Origin of the sequence: Variovorax sp. Varisp41, assembly GCF_047325085.1 — a bacterium.
Taxonomy (GTDB): Bacteria; Pseudomonadota; Gammaproteobacteria; order Burkholderiales; family Burkholderiaceae_C; genus Variovorax.
Genome location: NZ_CP168540.1, coordinates 432,491 through 448,943 on the forward strand (window position 1 = coordinate 432,491; position 16,453 = coordinate 448,943).

13 protein-coding genes are annotated in these 16,453 nt (G+C 70.0%); 7 read left to right on the plus strand and 6 right to left on the minus strand.

Annotated elements, in window-relative coordinates; all coding sequences use genetic code 11:
- Window positions 1–6 precede the first annotated feature (6 nt).
- A complete protein-coding gene (locus tag ACEN9J_RS01860; RefSeq protein ID WP_409976481.1) occupies window positions 7–621 on the minus strand; it encodes a 2-hydroxychromene-2-carboxylate isomerase in 615 nt (204 codons plus the stop codon).
- An 8-nt stretch (window positions 622–629) separates the two neighbouring features.
- Entirely contained in the window at window positions 630–1,517 is an 888-nt protein-coding gene (locus tag ACEN9J_RS01865; protein ID WP_413763130.1) for a CmcJ/NvfI family oxidoreductase, read from the minus strand.
- A 232-nt stretch (window positions 1,518–1,749) separates the two neighbouring features.
- Here ACEN9J_RS01865 and imuA point away from each other — a divergent pair, with 232 nt between their 5' ends.
- The 4 genes from imuA (at window position 1,750) to ACEN9J_RS01885 (ending at window position 8,314) form a co-directional block, all read left to right on the plus strand.
- Window positions 1,750–2,565 carry a translesion DNA synthesis-associated protein ImuA gene (gene imuA, locus ACEN9J_RS01870; protein ID WP_413763131.1) on the plus strand — a complete coding sequence of 272 codons (816 nt, stop codon included), beginning with the start codon at window positions 1,750–1,752 and terminating at the stop codon, window positions 2,563–2,565.
- On the plus strand, window positions 2,534–3,916 hold the full coding sequence (locus tag ACEN9J_RS01875; RefSeq protein WP_413763132.1) for a Y-family DNA polymerase: 1,383 nt from the start codon (window positions 2,534–2,536) through the stop codon (window positions 3,914–3,916). Before imuA ends, ACEN9J_RS01875 begins: the two co-directional genes overlap by 32 nt.
- The gene (locus ACEN9J_RS01880) at window positions 3,909–7,253 is read left to right on the plus strand and encodes an error-prone DNA polymerase (RefSeq protein ID WP_413763133.1); all 3,345 of its coding nucleotides are present in this window, start codon (window positions 3,909–3,911) and stop codon (window positions 7,251–7,253) included. Before ACEN9J_RS01875 ends, ACEN9J_RS01880 begins: the two co-directional genes overlap by 8 nt.
- 104 nt (window positions 7,254–7,357) lie before the next feature.
- A complete protein-coding gene (locus ACEN9J_RS01885; RefSeq protein ID WP_413763134.1) occupies window positions 7,358–8,314 on the plus strand; it encodes a hypothetical protein in 957 nt (318 codons plus the stop codon).
- Window positions 8,315–8,345: 31 nt separating this feature from the next.
- On the opposite strand, the gene ACEN9J_RS01890 is transcribed toward ACEN9J_RS01885, so the two are convergent.
- The 3 genes from ACEN9J_RS01890 to ACEN9J_RS01900 form a co-directional block, all read right to left on the minus strand.
- Window positions 8,346–8,924 (minus strand): 2'-5' RNA ligase family protein, encoded by a 579-nt coding sequence (locus ACEN9J_RS01890; RefSeq protein WP_413763135.1) that lies wholly within the window; start codon window positions 8,922–8,924, stop codon window positions 8,346–8,348.
- A complete protein-coding gene (locus ACEN9J_RS01895) occupies window positions 8,906–9,139 on the minus strand; it encodes a hypothetical protein (protein WP_057598357.1) in 234 nt (77 codons plus the stop codon). Before ACEN9J_RS01895 ends, ACEN9J_RS01890 begins: the two co-directional genes overlap by 19 nt.
- 179 nt (window positions 9,140–9,318) lie before the next feature.
- Entirely contained in the window at window positions 9,319–11,562 is a 2,244-nt protein-coding gene (locus tag ACEN9J_RS01900) for a DUF6351 family protein (protein ID WP_413763136.1), read from the minus strand.
- A gap of 88 nt (window positions 11,563–11,650) precedes the next feature.
- Between ACEN9J_RS01900 and ACEN9J_RS01905 the strand changes: the two genes are divergently transcribed.
- Window positions 11,651–12,409, plus strand: coding sequence for a Crp/Fnr family transcriptional regulator (locus tag ACEN9J_RS01905; RefSeq protein ID WP_413763137.1), 759 nt, complete (start codon window positions 11,651–11,653; stop codon window positions 12,407–12,409).
- A 68-nt stretch (window positions 12,410–12,477) separates the two neighbouring features.
- Entirely contained in the window at window positions 12,478–12,990 is a 513-nt protein-coding gene (locus ACEN9J_RS01910; protein ID WP_057597716.1) for a GAF domain-containing protein, read from the plus strand.
- Here ACEN9J_RS01910 and ACEN9J_RS01915 read toward each other — a convergent pair.
- A complete protein-coding gene (locus ACEN9J_RS01915) occupies window positions 12,969–15,167 on the minus strand; it encodes a DUF6351 family protein (RefSeq protein WP_413763138.1) in 2,199 nt (732 codons plus the stop codon). The two genes, ACEN9J_RS01910 and ACEN9J_RS01915, sit on opposite strands and share 22 nt — an antisense overlap.
- Window positions 15,168–15,340: 173 nt before the next feature.
- Here ACEN9J_RS01915 and ACEN9J_RS01920 point away from each other — a divergent pair, with 173 nt between their 5' ends.
- A complete protein-coding gene (locus ACEN9J_RS01920; RefSeq protein WP_057597718.1) occupies window positions 15,341–16,429 on the plus strand; it encodes an AraC family transcriptional regulator in 1,089 nt (362 codons plus the stop codon).
- Window positions 16,430–16,453 lie beyond the last annotated feature (24 nt).

Here is a 16,453-nt window from a genome sequence, read left to right on the forward strand (position 1 = left end):
TGGGGTTCAGGCGCCGGCCTGCGCGCGGGCGAATGCCAGCGCATCGTCGAGCCGGTCGTTGCCCCAGAACATTTCCTCGCCGACGAAGAAGGTGGGCGCGCCGAAGATGCCTTTCTCCATCGCGGTCTCGGTCTGGCGGCGCAGGCGCAGCTTGTTGGCGTCCGACAGCGCCTCGTCGATCACGCGGTGCGCCGGCAGGCCCATGTCGGCGAGCAGCGCGGCCATGGTCTCGGGCGCGTCGATGTCGCGGTCCTCGGCGAAGTTCAGCTGCATCGTGCGGCGGCAGAACTCGCCGATCCACGGCTGGCCGGCGCCGGCCAGCGCGATGCGCAGCGGCAGCACGGCGGCCCGCGGGAAGTTGCTAGGCCGCCGCCAGGGCAGGCCGTACTTGCGGCACTGGCGCACCATGTCCTTCCAGACGTAGTCGCCCTTTTCCTTCTGCAGCACGAAGGGCGAGGTCTCCCAGCCCAGCGCGCGGAACACCGGCCCGAGCAGGAAGGGCTGCCAGCGCAGCGCGACGCCGTGCGCGGCGGCGGCCTGCTCGATACGCATTGCGCTGAGGTAGCTGTAGTTGCTGCCGAAGTCGAACCAGAAATCGAGCGTGGGTGCGTTCATGGCCATGGCCTCCCTCACTCGAACACCACCAGGCAGCGCGCCTCGATGCTTTCGCGCAGCGGTGCATCGGCCGGCGCCAGCGGATGGTCGAAGGCCGCGTGCGGCGTGAAGCGCGCGACGCCGCCGAGCTGCGCGTCGTACTGTTTGAACACCAGCGCCTCGTGCCGGTCCATGCGCGAGAAGTACGACCAGCGGTGGGTGGGGGCATGGGTGGCGAGGTAGATCTCGCCGGTGCGCTTCGGATAGCGCACCTCGGCGTTCACCAGGTCGCGCGCCATCACCGTGCGCGCATCGCAGACGGCCAGCGGGGTGTCGAGCACCGGCCCGGCGATCGAGCGCCAGATGTTGACGATGCAGTAGCGCCGCACGGCGGCGGCCTCGGCCGCGCTCGCGAGCACCAGCGCGAGCCGGCGCCGGCCCGATTCCTCGGTGTAGTCGTTGTGGATGCGGCCGTTGGCGGCGGCCTTGCCGTCGGTCTTGCCGCGGCCGAAGTTCAGTGCGGCGCGCTCGGGCTCGCGCTGTCGCACCAGGTGGTCGAACACGTGGGCGCGCGCGCCGCCGGTGACCGCGAGCGCGAGCGCGGCCAGCTCGGGGTAGTAGACGGCCTGGACCTCGGCGTCGTCGAGGAAGTCGGCGACCGCGGTCGGCGCCTCGCGCAGCTCGAAGCCCTCGCGCTCGATGTGGGTCGCCCGGCCGCGGGCATCGGCGATCGGCATGGCGATCCGCTCGTACTCGCCGCTCTCCCAAGGCAGGCCGGGCGGCGGCGTGAAGGCGTAGCTGTAGGGCCGCAGCGCGGTCGGCCGCAGGTAGTTGAGGCCGGCCTCGATGTTGCCGCTGGCGGGCAGCGGCGCGGCGGCGATGGCCGAGCCGGCGGGTGGGGAATGGGAAAGGGTGGCGTGCATTCCTGGGGCTCCTGGGACATGGCCCGCTGGCGACCGCGGCGGCCCATCCGCCGCGGCCACGAGGACCATTCTTCGTGAAGCCATTGGAGCGGCTTCGGCGCGGGGCTTCAAACGAGATCTTGGCGCCATCGCATGAGCCATCGGAATGGGAGAAGGGGCCCAGCAAAGAAATTTGCCGACCCGATTGCGAACCCCTGAAATACTGGATAAAAATACAGTTAACAGTTTCATCATGGGCCTTCCTTCCCTCGCCTCCCTCTCTCCCGCCGCCGGCCGCGGCGTCTGGCATGCCGACGAGCTCGGCAGCGCCGACGCGCAGGTCATCGGCACCGGCCATGCCGCGCTCGACGCGCAGCTGCCGGGTGGCGGCTGGCCGGTCGGCGCCATGAGCGAGCTGCTGCAGGCCGCGCCCGAGGACCATGTCTGGCGGCTGCTGCTGCCCGCGCTGGTGCAGTCGGTGGCGGCGCGCGGCGGCCCCGTGGTGCTGATCGGTCCGCCGCGCGAACCTTTCGGCGCCTCGCGCGCGGCCCATGGCCTGCGGCCCGAGGCGCTGATGTGGGTGCGCAGCGAGGCCGCGGCCGCGCGGCTGTGGGCCTGCGAGCAGGCGCTGCGCTGCGCCGAGGTGGGCGCGGTGCTGGCCTGGCTGCCGCAGGCGCGCGTGGGCGAGCTGCGGCGGCTGCAGCTCGCGGCCGCGCAGCACGAGGCGCTGCTGTTCGTCTGCCGGCCCGAGGCGGTGGCGCAGTCGGCCTCGCCCGCGCGGCTGCGGCTGCGCATCGCGCGCTGCGAGGCCGACCCGGCGCAGATCGAGCTGCACATCCTCAAGCGCCGCGGCCCGCCGCTGGCCGCGCCGGTGATGCTGCCGGCGCGCGGCGAGCGCATGGCGGCACTGCTCGCGGCCGCGCGGTTGCGGCGCAAGCTGCGCGCGCAGCAGCAGGGCGCCGTGGCGGTGGAGGCGGTGGAAGCACCGCCGGCCGCCAACGTGGTGCGCATCGACGCATGGAAGGCAGGAGGCGCCAATGCACTGGATCGCCTTGCAGTGGTCGCTTGAGGCGCAGGCCGAGGCCGGTGCCGCCACGGCCGCCGCCGATGCCATGCCCACGCCCGAGGCGCTGGGCTGGTGGGCGCTGCGCTACACGCCGCACGTGTGCTGGCTCGACGAGGCGCTGATGCTCGAGGTCTCGGCCTGCGAGCGCCTGTGGGGCGGGCGTTCCTCGCTGATGCGTCAGTTGCTCAACGAGAACCCCGTGCCTGCCGCCGCCGTGCTGCGCGGCGCGCAGGGCGCCACCAGCCTCGAGGCGCTGGCGCGGCTGCGGCTGTTCGTGCGCGAGGAGAAGCGGCCGCCCGAGATTCCCGCCGGCCTGCCGCTCGACACCCTGAGCGCCGCGCGCGAGCACCTCGATGCGCTCGCGCGGCTGGGCTGCCGCAGCTGGGGCGAGGTGGCGGCGCTGCCGCGCGGCGGGCTCTCGCGGCGCTTCGGTGCCGAGCTGCGCGCCGCGCTCGACATCGCCTGGGGCCTGCGCCCCGAAAGCCATGCCTGGCTCACGCTGCCCGACGTGTTCGAGCAGAAGCTCGAGCTGCCCGCGCTGGCCGAGACCGCGCCCGAACTCATGTGGTCGGCCAACCGGTTGTTGTCGGCGCTGCAGATCTGGCTGCGTGCGCGCCAGCGCGGCGCGCGCGCGCTCGAACTCGAATGGACGCTCGACCTCAAGCGCTTCAACGGCGTGAACCTGCCGCCGACCCAGCAGGTCGCGGTGCGCACCGCCGAGCCCACGCAGGACCTCGCGCACCTGCGCCGCCTGCTGTCCGAAAAGCTCGCCCTCGCCACGCTCGCCGCGCCCGCGAGCTGGCTCAAGCTGCGCTCGCTCGAGACCGATCCGTGGGCCGGGGCGAGCACCAGTTTTCTGCCGGAGGACAACCGCAAGGGGGACAAGCTGCACGAGATGGTGGAGCGGCTGAGCGTGCGGTTGGGAGCGATGCAGGTGTTGGTGCCGCGGGCGCGGGCGGATCACCAGCCCGAACACACGCAGGTCTGGCGGCCGGCGCTGGGCCGCAGCGGCATCAAGTCCGCGGCACCCAAGGCACGGGCACGCGATGCCGCCGCGGCACCGGCCCAGCAGCCCGATGCCCTCTATCCCGCCTGGCTGCTGCCCGAGCCGCTGCGCCTCGAGATGGACGGCGAGCGGCCTTGCTACAAGGGTCCGTTGAGCAAGCTGATCGGGCCGCAGCGGGTCGAGACCGGATGGTGGGGTGGCGTGGACGAGGGCGGCCAGCCGGCGGTGCGCGACTACTACATCGCGGAGAGTCCCGAGGCCGGACTGGTGTGGATCTTCAGGGAGCGTTCCGCGGCCTGCTTCGCCTCGGGCGAGGTGCGCTGGTTCCTGCAGGGGCTGTATGCCTGATTCGAGTGCCAAGCAGCGCAAGCCGGCCCCGGTGCAGCCCCTGCCGCGGCGCGAAGCGGTCGGCGTGCCGGGCCTGCCGGGCTATGCCGAGCTGCATTGCCTCACGCACTTCAGCTTCCAGCGCGGCGCTTCCACGCCCGAGGAGCTGGTGCAGCGCGCCTACCACCTCGGCTATGCGGCGCTCGCCATCACCGACGAATGCTCGGTGGCCGGCATCGTGCGCGCGCACGTGGCGTTGCGCGACCTGCCGGGGCAGCTCGACGAGTACGAGCGCGAGCATCCCGAGGAGCCGCCGATCCCGCGCCATCCCGAGTTCCGGCTGCTGTTCGGCAGCGAGTTCCGCTTCGAGCGCTTCAAGCTGGTGGTGATCGCGAACGACACCGAGGGCTGGGGCAACCTCTGCGAGTTCATCACCGCCGCGCGCACCACCGAACTGCCCAAGGGCGACTACCGCGTGACCTGGGACGGCAGCGACGTGGCCTCGCTGCAGCACTGCCAGGTGCTGTTCGTGCCGCGGCGCGTGCCCGGCGCCATGCTCGACGCCGAGGCGCTGCACGGCGACCTGAAGGCGGCGCAGGCCCTCTATGGCGACAACCTCTGGCTGGCCGTCGAGATGCTCAACGAGATCGACGACGACCTCTGGTTCGTGGCGCTGACCGAGGCCGGCGAGCGCGCCGGCGTGCGTCGGGTGGCGGCCGGCGACGTGCACATGCATGCGCGCGCACGAAAACCGCTGCAGGACGTGCTCACCGCCGTGCGCGAGGGCAAGACGGTGGCCGAATGCGGCTTCGCGCTGCAATCGAATGCCGAGCGTCATCTGCGCCAGCGCGTGCGGCTGGCCGAGCTCTACACGCGCGAGATGCTCGCGAACACGCTGGAGGTGGCCGCATGCTGCAGCTTCGATCCGAAGGTGATCCGCGAGAACTACAAGTACCCGCTCGAGACCCTCGGCCACGACGAATCGCCCGCGCAGACGCTGGTGCGCAAGACCTGGGAGGGCGCGAGGAAGCGCTATCCCGACGGCGTGCCCGACAAGGTGTGCGAACAGGTCGAGAAGGAGCTGTCGCTGATTCTCGAGCTCGAATACGAGATGTTCTTTCTCACGGTGGAGGACATCGTGCGCTTCGCGCGCTCGCAGAACATCCTTTGCCAGGGCCGAGGTTCCTCCGCCAACTCGGCCGTCTGCTATTGCCTCGGCATCACCGCGATCGATCCCCACAAGGGCCATCTGCTGTTCGAGCGCTTTCTGAGCCGGCATCGTCATGAGCCGCCCGACATCGACGTCGACTTCGAGCACCAGCGGCGCGAAGACGTCATCCAGTACATCTACGAGAAATACGGCCGCGACCGCGCCGCCATTGCCGCGGTCGTCATCTGCTACCGCGCGCGCAGCGCATTGCGCGACGTGGGCAAGGCCCTGGACATCGACGAGCGCCTGGTCGACGAATTCGCGAAGGACCACTACTGGTTCGACGACACCGTGCTCGGCGAGCAGTTGCGTGCCGCCGCCGCGCGCGTGGGCGTGGAGGAGGATGAACTCAAGCTGGTGCAGTGGATCGAGATGACGCAGCGCCTGCGGGGCTTTCCGCGCCACCTGAGCCAGCATGTCGGCGGCTTCGTGTTGACGCACACCAAGCTCACGCGGCTGGTGCCGGTCGAGAAGGCCTCGATGAAGGGCCGGTCGGTGATCCAGTGGGAGAAGGACGATCTCGAGGCCATCGGCATGCTCAAGGTCGATGTGCTGGCGCTCGGCATGCTGAGCGCGATCAAGCGGGGGCTCGACCACATGAACCGCTGGCGGGGCTGGAGCCGGGAAATGCACCAGATCCCGAGCGACGATCCCAATGTGTTCGACATGATCTGCGACGCCGACACCGTGGGAGTCTTCCAGATCGAGAGCCGTGCCCAGATGTCGATGCTGCCGCGTCTGAAGCCGCGCACTTACGAAGACCTGGTGATCGAGGTCGCGATCGTGCGGCCCGGGCCGATCCAGGGCGGCATGGTGCACCCTTATCTCAAACAGCGTGAACGTGTCGCCAAGGGCCTGCCCATCTTCTACGAGAAGGACGAACTGCGGCCCGCGCTGGAACGTACCTTGGGCATCCCGATCTTCCAGGAACAGGTGATGCAGATCGCGATGATCGCGGCCCGGTTCACGGCCGACGAGGCCGATCAGTTGCGCCGCGCAATGGCGGCATGGAAGCGCAAGGGCGGGCTCGGCAAATTCCACCGCAAGCTGGTCGATGGCATGGTCCACCATGGCTACAAGGAGGAATTCGCCGAAGCCATCTTCAGACAGGTCATGGGCTTCGGCGACTACGGCTTCCCCGAAAGCCACGCCGCCAGCTTCGCGCTGCTGGTCACGGTCAGCAGCTGGCTCAAGTGCCACGAGCCCGCCTGCTTCCTCGCCGCCTTGCTCGACTCGCAGCCGATGGGCTTCTACAGCCCTTCTCAGCTGGTGCAGGACGCGCGCCGGCATGGCGTGGAGGTGCGACCGGTCGACGTGACCTGCAGCGAGATCGACACCACGCTCGAGCCGCGCGCGGCCGATGCGCCGCGCGTGCCGCCGGGCACCGATGCACGCTATGCCGAGCGCCTGGGTCACGACGATCAGCCCGCGGTGCGCCTGGGCCTGAACCGCATCGCGAGCCTCAGCAAGGGCGGCGCGAAGCGCCTGCTCGAGGCCCGCGCGCAGTCGCCCTTCACCAGCACCGAAGACCTCGCGCTGCGCGCCGAGCTCGACGGCAAGGACATGGCGGCGCTGGCCGCGGCCGATGCGCTGATCTCGCTGTCGGGCCATCGGCGCCAGCAGATGTGGGATGCGACGGCGCAGCGGCGCGCGCCGGGGTTGCTCAAGGGCGTGCCGATCCACGAGGAGGCGCTGGCGCTGCCCGCGGCGCCCGAGGGCGAGGAGATCGTCGGCGACTATGCGTCGATGCGCCTCACGCTGCGGCGCCATCCGCTCGCGCTGCTGCGCCCGCGGCTGGCGCGCATGAACCTGCTGAGCGCCGAGCAGCTGCGCGCCATGCCCAGCGGCCGCGTGGTGCGCGCCTGCGGCATCGTCAAGGGTCGGCAGCGGCCGCAGACCGCCAACGGCACCATCTTCGTCACGCTCGAGGACGAGACCGGCAACGTCAACGTGATCGTCTGGAACCACGTGATCGAAGCCTGGCGCGAGCCGCTGCTGAAATCGCACCTGCTCGCGGTGCAGGGCACCTGGCAGCGCGACGACGACAGCGGCGGCAAGGTGCAGCACCTGGTCGCCACCGGCTTCAAGGACCTGACGCCGTTGATGGGCCGGCTCGCGCAGAGCAACAGCAGCCGGGATTTCCACTGACGCGACGGCGGCATCCGCGCGTTCTGTCCGTCTGTGCAACCGATCGCAACCGTTCGTTCGAGTCCTCGCCTCATCCACCGGATTTCGCTAACCTGTTCCTCACCATGTCCGCACTCGCCCTCGATCCCATCGTCGATATGCCCATCGGCCCGCCGCCACCTGCGCCCGACGTGCCCGTGGTGCCGCCACCGCCCGTCATGCCGCCGGGTCCGTTGCCCGAGGGCGACCCGCCGCCCGCGATGCCGCCGGTGACCGACCCCGGCTTTCCGCCGCCGGTGGAGGAACCACCGATGCAGACCGCGGTGTCGCTCGCGGCCTCGCTGGCCATCGCATCGGCGTCGGGCGGCGTGCCCTTCGGCAAGCTGCATGCGCGGCGCCTGCGCGAGATGTACCGCTCGGCCGGCTGGCCCTGCTGCGACGCGATCGAGGTCGAGCTGCTCGCGGGCGGATTCCTCGAGCGCGTGCGGTCGGCGCACGGCCACGAGACCCTGCGCGTGACCGATGCCGGCCTCGCGCGCATCGCCACCACGCTCACGATCAACCGAGCGGCGCTGTCGCCGCACGAGGCGCTGGTCGAACGCGTGGCGCGCGAGATGACGCGCGGCGGCCGCATCGCCTGGCGCGGCCTGAGCCTGCGCGCGAAGCTGCCGCCGGCGGAAGAGGGCAGCAAGGCGCGCTGGTGCATGGCCAGGCCCGATGTCTTCTCGATCCGCAACACCAGCGTCGAGGCCTATGCGCATCCGATCGTGCACGAGGTGAAGGTGAGCCGCGCCGACCTGCTGGGCGACCTGCGCAAGCCCGACAAGCGCGCGGCCTACCTCGACCTCGGCGGCGAGTGCTGGTACGTGCTGGGCAACGACGCGCGCGGTCGCTGCATCGCCACGCCCGAGGAGGTGCCGGCCGAATGCGGCGTGATGGTGCTCGAGGGCGAACGCCTCGTGGTCGCGCGTGCCGCGGTGCATCGCAGCTTCGAGCGGATTCCGTTCGCGGTGTGGCTGGCGCTCGCGAAGGCGCAGCCGATGGCGGGGTTCGATGAGGACGTGCAGGACTTGCTGGTGTGAGGCCTGCGGAGCCGGCACGATGGTTGCCGGTTCAGTGGAGTGAGGCGGTCAGGCGGCGCAGCCCGTGGCGTGCGGAGATCGATGCCAGGTGCTCGTGATGGAACGGTGTCGTGAAGTGCGAGCGGACGATGCGGATTTCGCTCACGGCCCATGGAATGGGTGACATGGGCAGGCATGCGGCGCCTTCCGCATCGCGTGCGATGGTGACGTGCGGCTTCCACTTGAAAATCTCGGCTTGATCCACGAGGCCCGCCTGCCGGATGAGACAGTGGATCGTTTTCCGCAGCCGATGCAGCTCTCCATGCGCTGCTGGTTGCAGAACGGACACATCGTTGTTCCATGTGCAGGAATAGTCGAGCAGCAGTTCGAGCGAGCGCATCCGCACCTGTGACATGGCCTCGATCAGCCGCTCCGCGCAGCGCGCGTGCGAATGCTCATCGACGTAGCCGAGCGTGAGGTGGAGTCGATCGGCTGGTGGAAAGTAGCTGTTGTGGGGCCATAGCCATTGCTGGCGGTTCAGCTCGATCTCGAATTGCACCTGCTCATCGGGAAACAGGCCCACGAGCAGTTGAGGAGGTCCCGACGACACGATCAATCCACCTTCGGCCACCACTGCTGCGCCGTCGTCCGCAACACCCGCGCCGCCTGCGCCTTGATGTCGTGCGGATCGCCCTGCTCGTTGTGCCGCAGCACGCGGAACGGCCAGGTCGAGAGGCGCCCCGTGGCACGCAGACGCGGGGTGGGTCGCGGGGCGGGCTGCGTCTGCGTGGGGCGTGAGAAGAAGAGGATGCGCGCAGCGGCTGCGGGCGGATTGGCGGTGGTCATGCGGTCGCCTCGAAGTTGTTCTTGGAGACGAGGCATTCTAGACAAATGCTGTATGGACGTACAGTTAAAACTCCTTGCCCGAAGCCGGCGCGGATGGGGAATTCCTATCGCGCGAACGCCCCGCGCCGCGCCACGAAAAAGGGGCTCCGAAGAGCCCCGAAATCCCCACCATGAAACCCTCAGCCCAGCGGCAGGCGCAGGTAGCTTCCCTTCAGCGGCTGCTGCCCCGCACCCGGCTTGCTCCAGTCGCACACGCCGGCCGGGAAGATGGTCTTGAGCCGCGTCTCCTCGGCACCGCTGAAGGTCACCGTGTAGTCGGCCATCGCGACCGGCTTGAGCTGGCACTTGAGCACGTCGTTCACGAGCGGCGAGCCGGCCACGATGCGCGGCGTGCTGAAGCGCGGATAGACCACGTTGCACTTCGCGGCCGGGTCCTGCGACGCGGCTTCGTCGATGCGCGTGCCGGCCTTGTCCCAGCAGGCGTCGTTGGCGCCCGCGGGCTTGTTGCGCACCACCTTGTCGGTCGAGGCCGCGGCGCTGTCGGCCGCCATGTTGTCGAGCCACTTGTTCATCAGGTCGATCGATGCGGCGATGTAGTTCACGGCCGAGGTCGAGCCCAGCGTCCAGATGATCTGGTTGTCGCTGCGGCCGTTGGCGCGCTGCAGCCGCGCGCGGATGATCAGGTCCTGCAGCGTGTCGTGGATGTCGCCGGTCGCATCGGCATTGGCGCGCTGCGTGATGATCGGGATGTTCGCGAGGCCCGGGCCGGTGAAGCTGTTCTTGAAGCCGCCCGAGTAGGTGGCCTCGAGCGCGCCGGCATCGGCCTGCGCGCGCGCCGCCTGCACGTTGCCGTCGCGATCGTAGCCGCCGACCTTCTCGTTGAGGTCGAGGAACTCCTTCACCGTGATCGTGCCCTTGTTGAGCGCGGCCAGGCCGTACTGCACGCCGACGTTGTCGATCGGGCGCCGCGCCTCCTGCGTGCCGGGGCGCTTGCCCAGCAGGTTGACGTTGGTCTGGAACAGGTCGCAGCGCACGCCGTTCGGATTGGTCGCGCGGTTGAACACGTTGGCCGCGTTGGTCGGCTCGAGGAAGCCGCAGCCCGCCGCGTTGTCGGACTTGATGATGCTCGCGAACGACAGGTCCCAGGCCACGCAGGTATTCGTGTTGAAGCCGTTGACCGCGTCCTGCTTGGCGGTGGTCCAGGTCGCCATGTCGAGCCTGTAGACGTTGTTGAGCAGCCGGCACTCCATCACCTCGGGCATCAGCGTCTCGGGGAACGAGACGATCGGCTGGATGCCGTCGAGCAGCCCCGGGTAGAGCTGCGCGATCAGGTACTGCTGGATCGCGCCGCCCGAGCCGCCGATGCCCGCGGTCCACTTCGGCACCTCGCCGAATTCCTCGATCACGTGTTCCTTGATCATCATCAGCGTCTCGCCCTGCAGGTGCGGGTTCGCGTGCTGGTTGTTCCACAGCTCGGTCGAGTTGACGAAGGCGAAGCCGCGCGACAGGTAGATGTCGCCCACCGCGTCGAGGATCGATTCGATCGGATGCACGCCCTGGTTGTATTGGGCCGAGCCGCAGCAGTCGAAGTAGGGCACCAGCTTCCTGTTCCAGCCCTTGCCGGGCTTCCAGGTGGCGGGGGCGTCCTTCGCCGGGTTGTCGAGCACCGCGAGGCGGTACACGCCGCGGTTGATGGTGCCCGACTCCACGCGCACGATGTAGGGCACGGTGACGCCGTCGTTGGTGGTGGTGTCGGCCAGGTCGGCCGGGCGCGTGCCGGTCGGGTCGGCCAGCGGCTTGAAGCTGCCGGCCTTGCTGCGGTAGTACCAGACCACCTGCGTGGTGGCCGAGCAGTTGGCGTCGAGCGCCACGCCAAGGCCGTTCTGCACCGTGCGGCATTCGTAGGGCGTGATGTGCGGGCCCGAGACGATCGGGCCGGTGATCGGGTAGTTGACCAGCTTGAGCTCGGTGCGCTGCTCGGGCTTGTCGGCGTTGGTCACGACGATCAGGTTCTCCTTGCCGGTGGCCGAGGCCGGGTCTTCGGCGAGGCCCGTGACCAGGCCGCGCAGCGTGCGCGTGGCGGCATCGCGCGTGGTCAATTGCGCGCTCACGTCCTTGCCGTTGAGGCTCACGCGCACCTTGTCGGTCGCCACGCCCTCGGGCGCGCGCACCTCGAGCAGCGTGTCGCCGCCGCTCACCATCTCGGGCTTGGACGACAGCGTGCGCACGTCGAAGGCGGCCGGGGCGGGCGGCGGCGCGGGCGGGGGCGGCGCGACCGGCAGGAACACCGCGCCGCTGTCCGAGCTGCCGCCGCAACTGGCGAGCAGCGCGGCCGCGGCAATGGCCAGTGCCGCGACGGAGCCGGCGCGAAGGGCCGGCCACGGAGAAACCCGCTTGCGCGGTGCGTGGGGGATGGCGAACATGAGGTCTCCTGTGTTGGTGTCGATCTCCACAAAGATTAAGGAGCGGCACGCGGCACCACGGTCGTTGCGACGACAGATGAGGCGTGAATTGCTACAGGTAATCCCTGATACCCCGCAGCCCGCGGCCTGCCTCGAGGGCATGGTGCGGCGCTCCCGGTGGGCGGCCGGTCTTTCTTCTTCCGATCTCGAGCGCGTGCTGGGCGGCATGCAGGAGCGCCAGTACGCGCGCGGTGCCTGCATCGCGGGCGCGGGCCAGCTGGTCGAGCACTGGATGGCGCTGATCGACGGCTTCGCGAAGATGTCGGTGGCCTCCGAGGACGGCCGCGTGTCGACCCTCACGGGCGTGTCGGCGGGCGTGTGGTTCGGCGAGGGCTCGCTCTTCAAGCACGAGGCGCGCCGCTACGACGTGTTCGCGCTGCGGCCCACGCGCGTGGCGCTGATGCCGCGCCGCACCTTCGACTGGCTGCGCGAGACCAGCGTGCCCTTCAACCACTACCTGCAGGAGCTGCTCAACGCGCGGCTGAGCCTGTTCATCGGCGCGCTCGCGCACGAGCGCCTGCTCGACACCGACGCGCGCGTGGCCAACTGCCTCGCGAGCCTGTTCAACCCCGAGCTCTATCCCGATGCGCCGCGCCACCTGCAGGTGGGGCAGACCGAGATCGGCCTGCTCGCCAACGTCTCGCGCCAGCGCGTGAACGTCGCGCTGCAGCGGCTGCAGGCGCTGGGGCTGATCCGGCTCGAGAAGCGCGGGCTCACCGTGCTCGATCTCACGGGCCTGGGCAACTACCGCGTGTCCTACGACGGTCCCGCGCTGGCCGAGGACGCGGCCTCGGCACGCCGCGCCTGAAGCGCTTCCGGCCGCGCCCGGCGCCTTGGCGGGCGCTGGAAATGAATTCTTTTTGCTACAGTCTGGCGATGAATTCCACGCCAGACGCCGCGGCAGCCTTTTCCGAGAACCTGGGCGAGGTGCTGCGGAAACACGGCGTGCAGGAGGCGCTGCGCCACCTCAACGCGGGCGTGCCGCACCGCTACACCGCGGTCTTCGTGCTCGACGGCGACCTGCTGCGCAACCTCTACATGGTCGACAAGCTCGGCGAGGCGCGCCCCGAGCAACTCGCCGTGGTGCCGCTGGGCAGCAGCTTCTGCCAATTCGTGCTGCGCGACGGTCGCCTGTGCACCGAGGATTCGCGCGAGGAGCGGCTGCTCGACGGCAGCCCCTACCAGGGCATGGTGATCGCCTACCACGGCGTGCCGCTGACCCATGGTGACGGCCGGCTGGCCGGCACGCTGTGCCACTTCGACCTGGTGCGCCAGAGCCTCAGCGAGGCGCAGTTCGAGCGGCTGCAGCAGGCCGCGCGCCTGCTGTCGGAGCACGTGCTGCGCGCCGCCTCGCCGCGGCTGCCCGATCAGCCCGGCGCGACCGCGTAGCTCTGGTAGGTGCCCTTCAGCGGCACCTGCCCGACACCCGGCCTGGTCCAGTCGCACACGCCACTGGAGAACACGGTCCGCAGCCGGGCGAGCTGCGTGGGCGTGAGGGTCTGGGCGTAGTCCGACGCCAGCACCGGTTTCAGCTGGCACTTGTTGATGTCGTTCGTCAGCGGCGCGCCGGCCTGCTGGCGCGGCTCGCCATGCAGCGGGTACATCGTGGCGCAGGTGCCGGTGGCGCCATAGGCAGGCGATTCCTCGTACTTGGTGCCGCTGCCGTCGAAGCAGGCATCCACCGCGGCCCGGGGCTTGTGCGCCACCACCTTGTCGGTGGTCAGCGGTGCCGGGTCGGCGGCGAGGCCGTCGAGCCATTGCGTCATCACGTCGAGCGACAGCGCGGCCAGCGGATAGCCGGTGCGCGGGCCGACCCAGATGACCTGGTTGTCGACGCGGCCGTTGGCGCGCTGCAGCCGCGCGCGCACCACCAGGTCGCGCTCGTGCGAATGGATGTCGCCCGAGGCGTCGTTGTAGGTGCGCGAATGCAGGATCGGCACGAAGGCCAGGCCGCCGCCGCCCGAGTTGACCAGGCCGCTCGCATAGGCGCGCTCGAGCGCGAGCGCGTCGCCCACGGTGCGCTGCGGTACCGGCTTGCCGTCCTTGTCGTAGCCGCCGACCTTCTCGTTGAGCGTCACGAACTCCTCGGCACTGATCGCGCCCTTGTTGAAGGCCTCGAGCCCGTACTGCACGCCGACGTTGTCGAGCGGGCTGCGCGCGAAGCCGGTGATCGGGTCGCGGCCCATGATGTTGGTGCGCATGTCGGAGGTGGTGCAGCGCGCGCCGGTCGGGTTGTTGATCGGGTCGTAGACCTTCGAGACGTCCTTGAGCGCGCAGCCGGCCGCGTTGGTCGCGACGATGGTGTTGACGAAGCTCAGGTCCCAGGCGCGGCAGGTGCCGTTGGTGAAGCCGTCGACCGCCGTGCGCTTGGCATTGGTCCAGGTCGCGGTGTCGGCCTTGTAGACGTTCTCCAGCAGGCGGCAGTCGGCCACGTGCAGGCTGCCGTCGGGGAAGGTCAGCGAGGGCTGCAGACCGTCGAGCAGGCCCGGGTAGATCTGCGTGATCACCAGCTGCTGGATCGCGCCGCCCGAACCGCCCGAGCCGGCGGTCCAGCGCGGCACGCCGTAGGTCTCGATGAAGCGCTCCTTCAGCATCATCAGCGTCTCGCCCTGCAGCACCGCGTTGCCGCGCTGGCCGTTCACCAGCTCGGTCGAGATCATGTAGGCGAAGCCGCGCGACAGGTGCAGGTCGCTCAGCGCATCGGTGGCCTGGTTCACGCCCTGGTTGTACTGCGTGCCCGCGCCGCCGCCGAAGCTCACCACCAGCCGGCCGTTCCAGCCCGCGGCGGGCTTGTAGCCGGCGGGCACCACGGTCTCGGCCGTGGGGTCGTCGAGCAGCGCGATGCGGTAGATCGTGCGGCCCACCGTGCCCGAGTCCACGCGCACGATGTAGGGCACCGTCTTGCCCTCGATGGTCGTGGTCTGCGCCAGGTCGGACGGGCGCGCGAGCGGATCGGCCAGCGGCTTGAAGCTGCCGGCAGGCGTGCGGTAGAAGTAATCGAAGCGCCGCGTCGCCGAGCAGTTCGCATCGAGCGGCGTGCCCATGTTCGATTCGACCGTGCGGCATTCGTAGGGCGTGAGCAGCGCGCCCGCGAGGATCGGGCCGGTGTCGGGATGGTTGGTGAGCACCAGTTCGGCATTCGAGGACGCGCGGCCCTCGGCGCTGGCCTTCACCGCCAGCGTGTTCGCGCCCATGGCCAGGCCCTTGACCATGCCGCGCAGGTTGCCGTTCGCATCGCGCGCGAACTGGGCCGTCACCGGCTTGCCGTTCAGCGTGAGTTCCAGCCCCGAGGCCGTCGCGCCCGCGGGCGCCTTCACCTCGACCAGCGCATCGCCGCCGCTCACGAACTGCGGCTTGGACGACAGCACCGTGATCGAGGCCTGGTCGAGCGCCGCCGGCGCCGCGGGCGGCGGCGAGGCCGGCACGACGGGGATGAAGCCCCCGCCGCCGCCGCCATCGCCGCCGCAGGCGGCCAGCAGCGCCGCGCAGGCGATACCGAGGGAAAGGATGCGTGCCGGCCGCGCAAGCGGCGGCGCGGTTCGGGTCGAACCGAGCGTTTGTCTCATGGTGTTCTTCTTTCGTGGGACGGATGATGTCGACGCGCACGGCCTGATCGAGCCCTCGCCGCACGGCGTCGGCTTCACTCTATGCAGCGCATGCGATCCCGTGTTCTCCGATCGCGCCAACTTCATTTGCCAATCGCGCCATGCACATGCCTCCTGCAGCGAGATCCGTTTCATTGAACTTCGCGGGCCGGCCCACCTTGCCGATCTCGTACGTCAGGGATTTCCTCGAGGGACTGCCGATCGATGCGCCCACCTTGCACGGCATGCTGCACCTGGCCACGATCTCGCCCACCTTGCTCGCGCAGCGGCACGGCCGCGTCACCGAGGAGCAGTTCGCCGAGCTGTTCCGCAGCGTGGCGCTGCACATGGACGACGAGATGCCCGGCCTCTATGCGCGGCCGCTGCGCTGCGGCACGCTCAAGGTGCTGAGCATCCTGATGCTCGACGCGCCCACCTTGCAGGTCGCCATCAAGCGATGGATGCAGTTCAACCGCGTGCTCGACGACGGCTCGGTGTTCACCCTGCACCGCGACGAACGCGAGGCCGTGATCCGCATCGATGCCTATCCGCGCCAGGCCCGCAGCGCGCGCCTGGTGCAGGAGCTGCACATGAAGCTGGTGCACGGCCTGTGCTCGTGGATCATCGGCGCGCGCATCGAGCTCGAGCGCATCGACTTCGGCTTCGCGCGGCCCGACGATGCCGCCGACTACCTCTTCATGTTCCCCGGCCCCGCGCGCTTCGGGCAGCCCGTCACGGCCATGGTCTTCGACCCGAAGTACCTCGACCGGCCGGTGCGCCGCCGCTCCGGCCTCGAGCTGCGCGACCTGCTGCATCGCGCGCCGCTCGACTGGCTGTTCGTGCCGCCGAGCGCCGACAGCGCCGCGCATCGCGTGCGCGGCTGGCTGCAGGCACGGCTCGGCGAGGACTGCGACATCGCCCATGTGGCGGGTGCCTTCGGCCTGTCGGCGCGCACGCTCGTACGGCACCTGCAGGCCGAGGGCGCGACCTTCCAGGACATCAAGGACGCGCTGCGCCGCGACGTCGCCATCGAGCGGCTCACGCGCGGTTCCGAGCCGCTGATCGCCATCGCCTCGGACCTCGGCTTCTCGAGCGTGGCCGCCTTCCACCGCGCGTTCCGGCGCTGGACCGGCGGCACGCCGGGCGACTACCGCGAAGGCGGCGAAGCGATGGAACGCAGCTTCGCGCGCGAGGCGAGGCCCGCGAAACCGGCGGGCGCGTACCGCGAGGGCGCGGCGGCCTGAGCGCGCCGCGTCCCCTTCACGACT

Bases quoted from the DNA above. Each gene is read 5' to 3' on its own strand.
- imuA (WP_413763131.1), top strand. From the start codon at position 1,750: ATGGGCCTTCCTTCCCTCGCCTCCCTCTCTCCCGCCGCCGGCCGCGGC.
- ACEN9J_RS01860 (WP_409976481.1), bottom strand. From the start codon at position 621: ATGGCCATGAACGCACCCACGCTCGATTTCTGGTTCGACTTCGGCAGC.
- ACEN9J_RS01910 (WP_057597716.1), top strand. From the start codon at position 12,478: ATGAATTCCACGCCAGACGCCGCGGCAGCCTTTTCCGAGAACCTGGGC.
- ACEN9J_RS01885 (WP_413763134.1), top strand. From the start codon at position 7,358: ATGTCCGCACTCGCCCTCGATCCCATCGTCGATATGCCCATCGGCCCG.
- ACEN9J_RS01900 (WP_413763136.1), bottom strand. From the start codon at position 11,562: ATGTTCGCCATCCCCCACGCACCGCGCAAGCGGGTTTCTCCGTGGCCG.
- ACEN9J_RS01865 (WP_413763130.1), bottom strand. From the start codon at position 1,517: ATGCACGCCACCCTTTCCCATTCCCCACCCGCCGGCTCGGCCATCGCC.
- ACEN9J_RS01895 (WP_057598357.1), bottom strand. From the start codon at position 9,139: ATGACCACCGCCAATCCGCCCGCAGCCGCTGCGCGCATCCTCTTCTTC.
- ACEN9J_RS01875 (WP_413763132.1), top strand. From the start codon at position 2,534: ATGCACTGGATCGCCTTGCAGTGGTCGCTTGAGGCGCAGGCCGAGGCC.
- ACEN9J_RS01880 (WP_413763133.1), top strand. From the start codon at position 3,909: ATGCCTGATTCGAGTGCCAAGCAGCGCAAGCCGGCCCCGGTGCAGCCC.
- ACEN9J_RS01915 (WP_413763138.1), bottom strand. From the start codon at position 15,167: ATGAGACAAACGCTCGGTTCGACCCGAACCGCGCCGCCGCTTGCGCGG.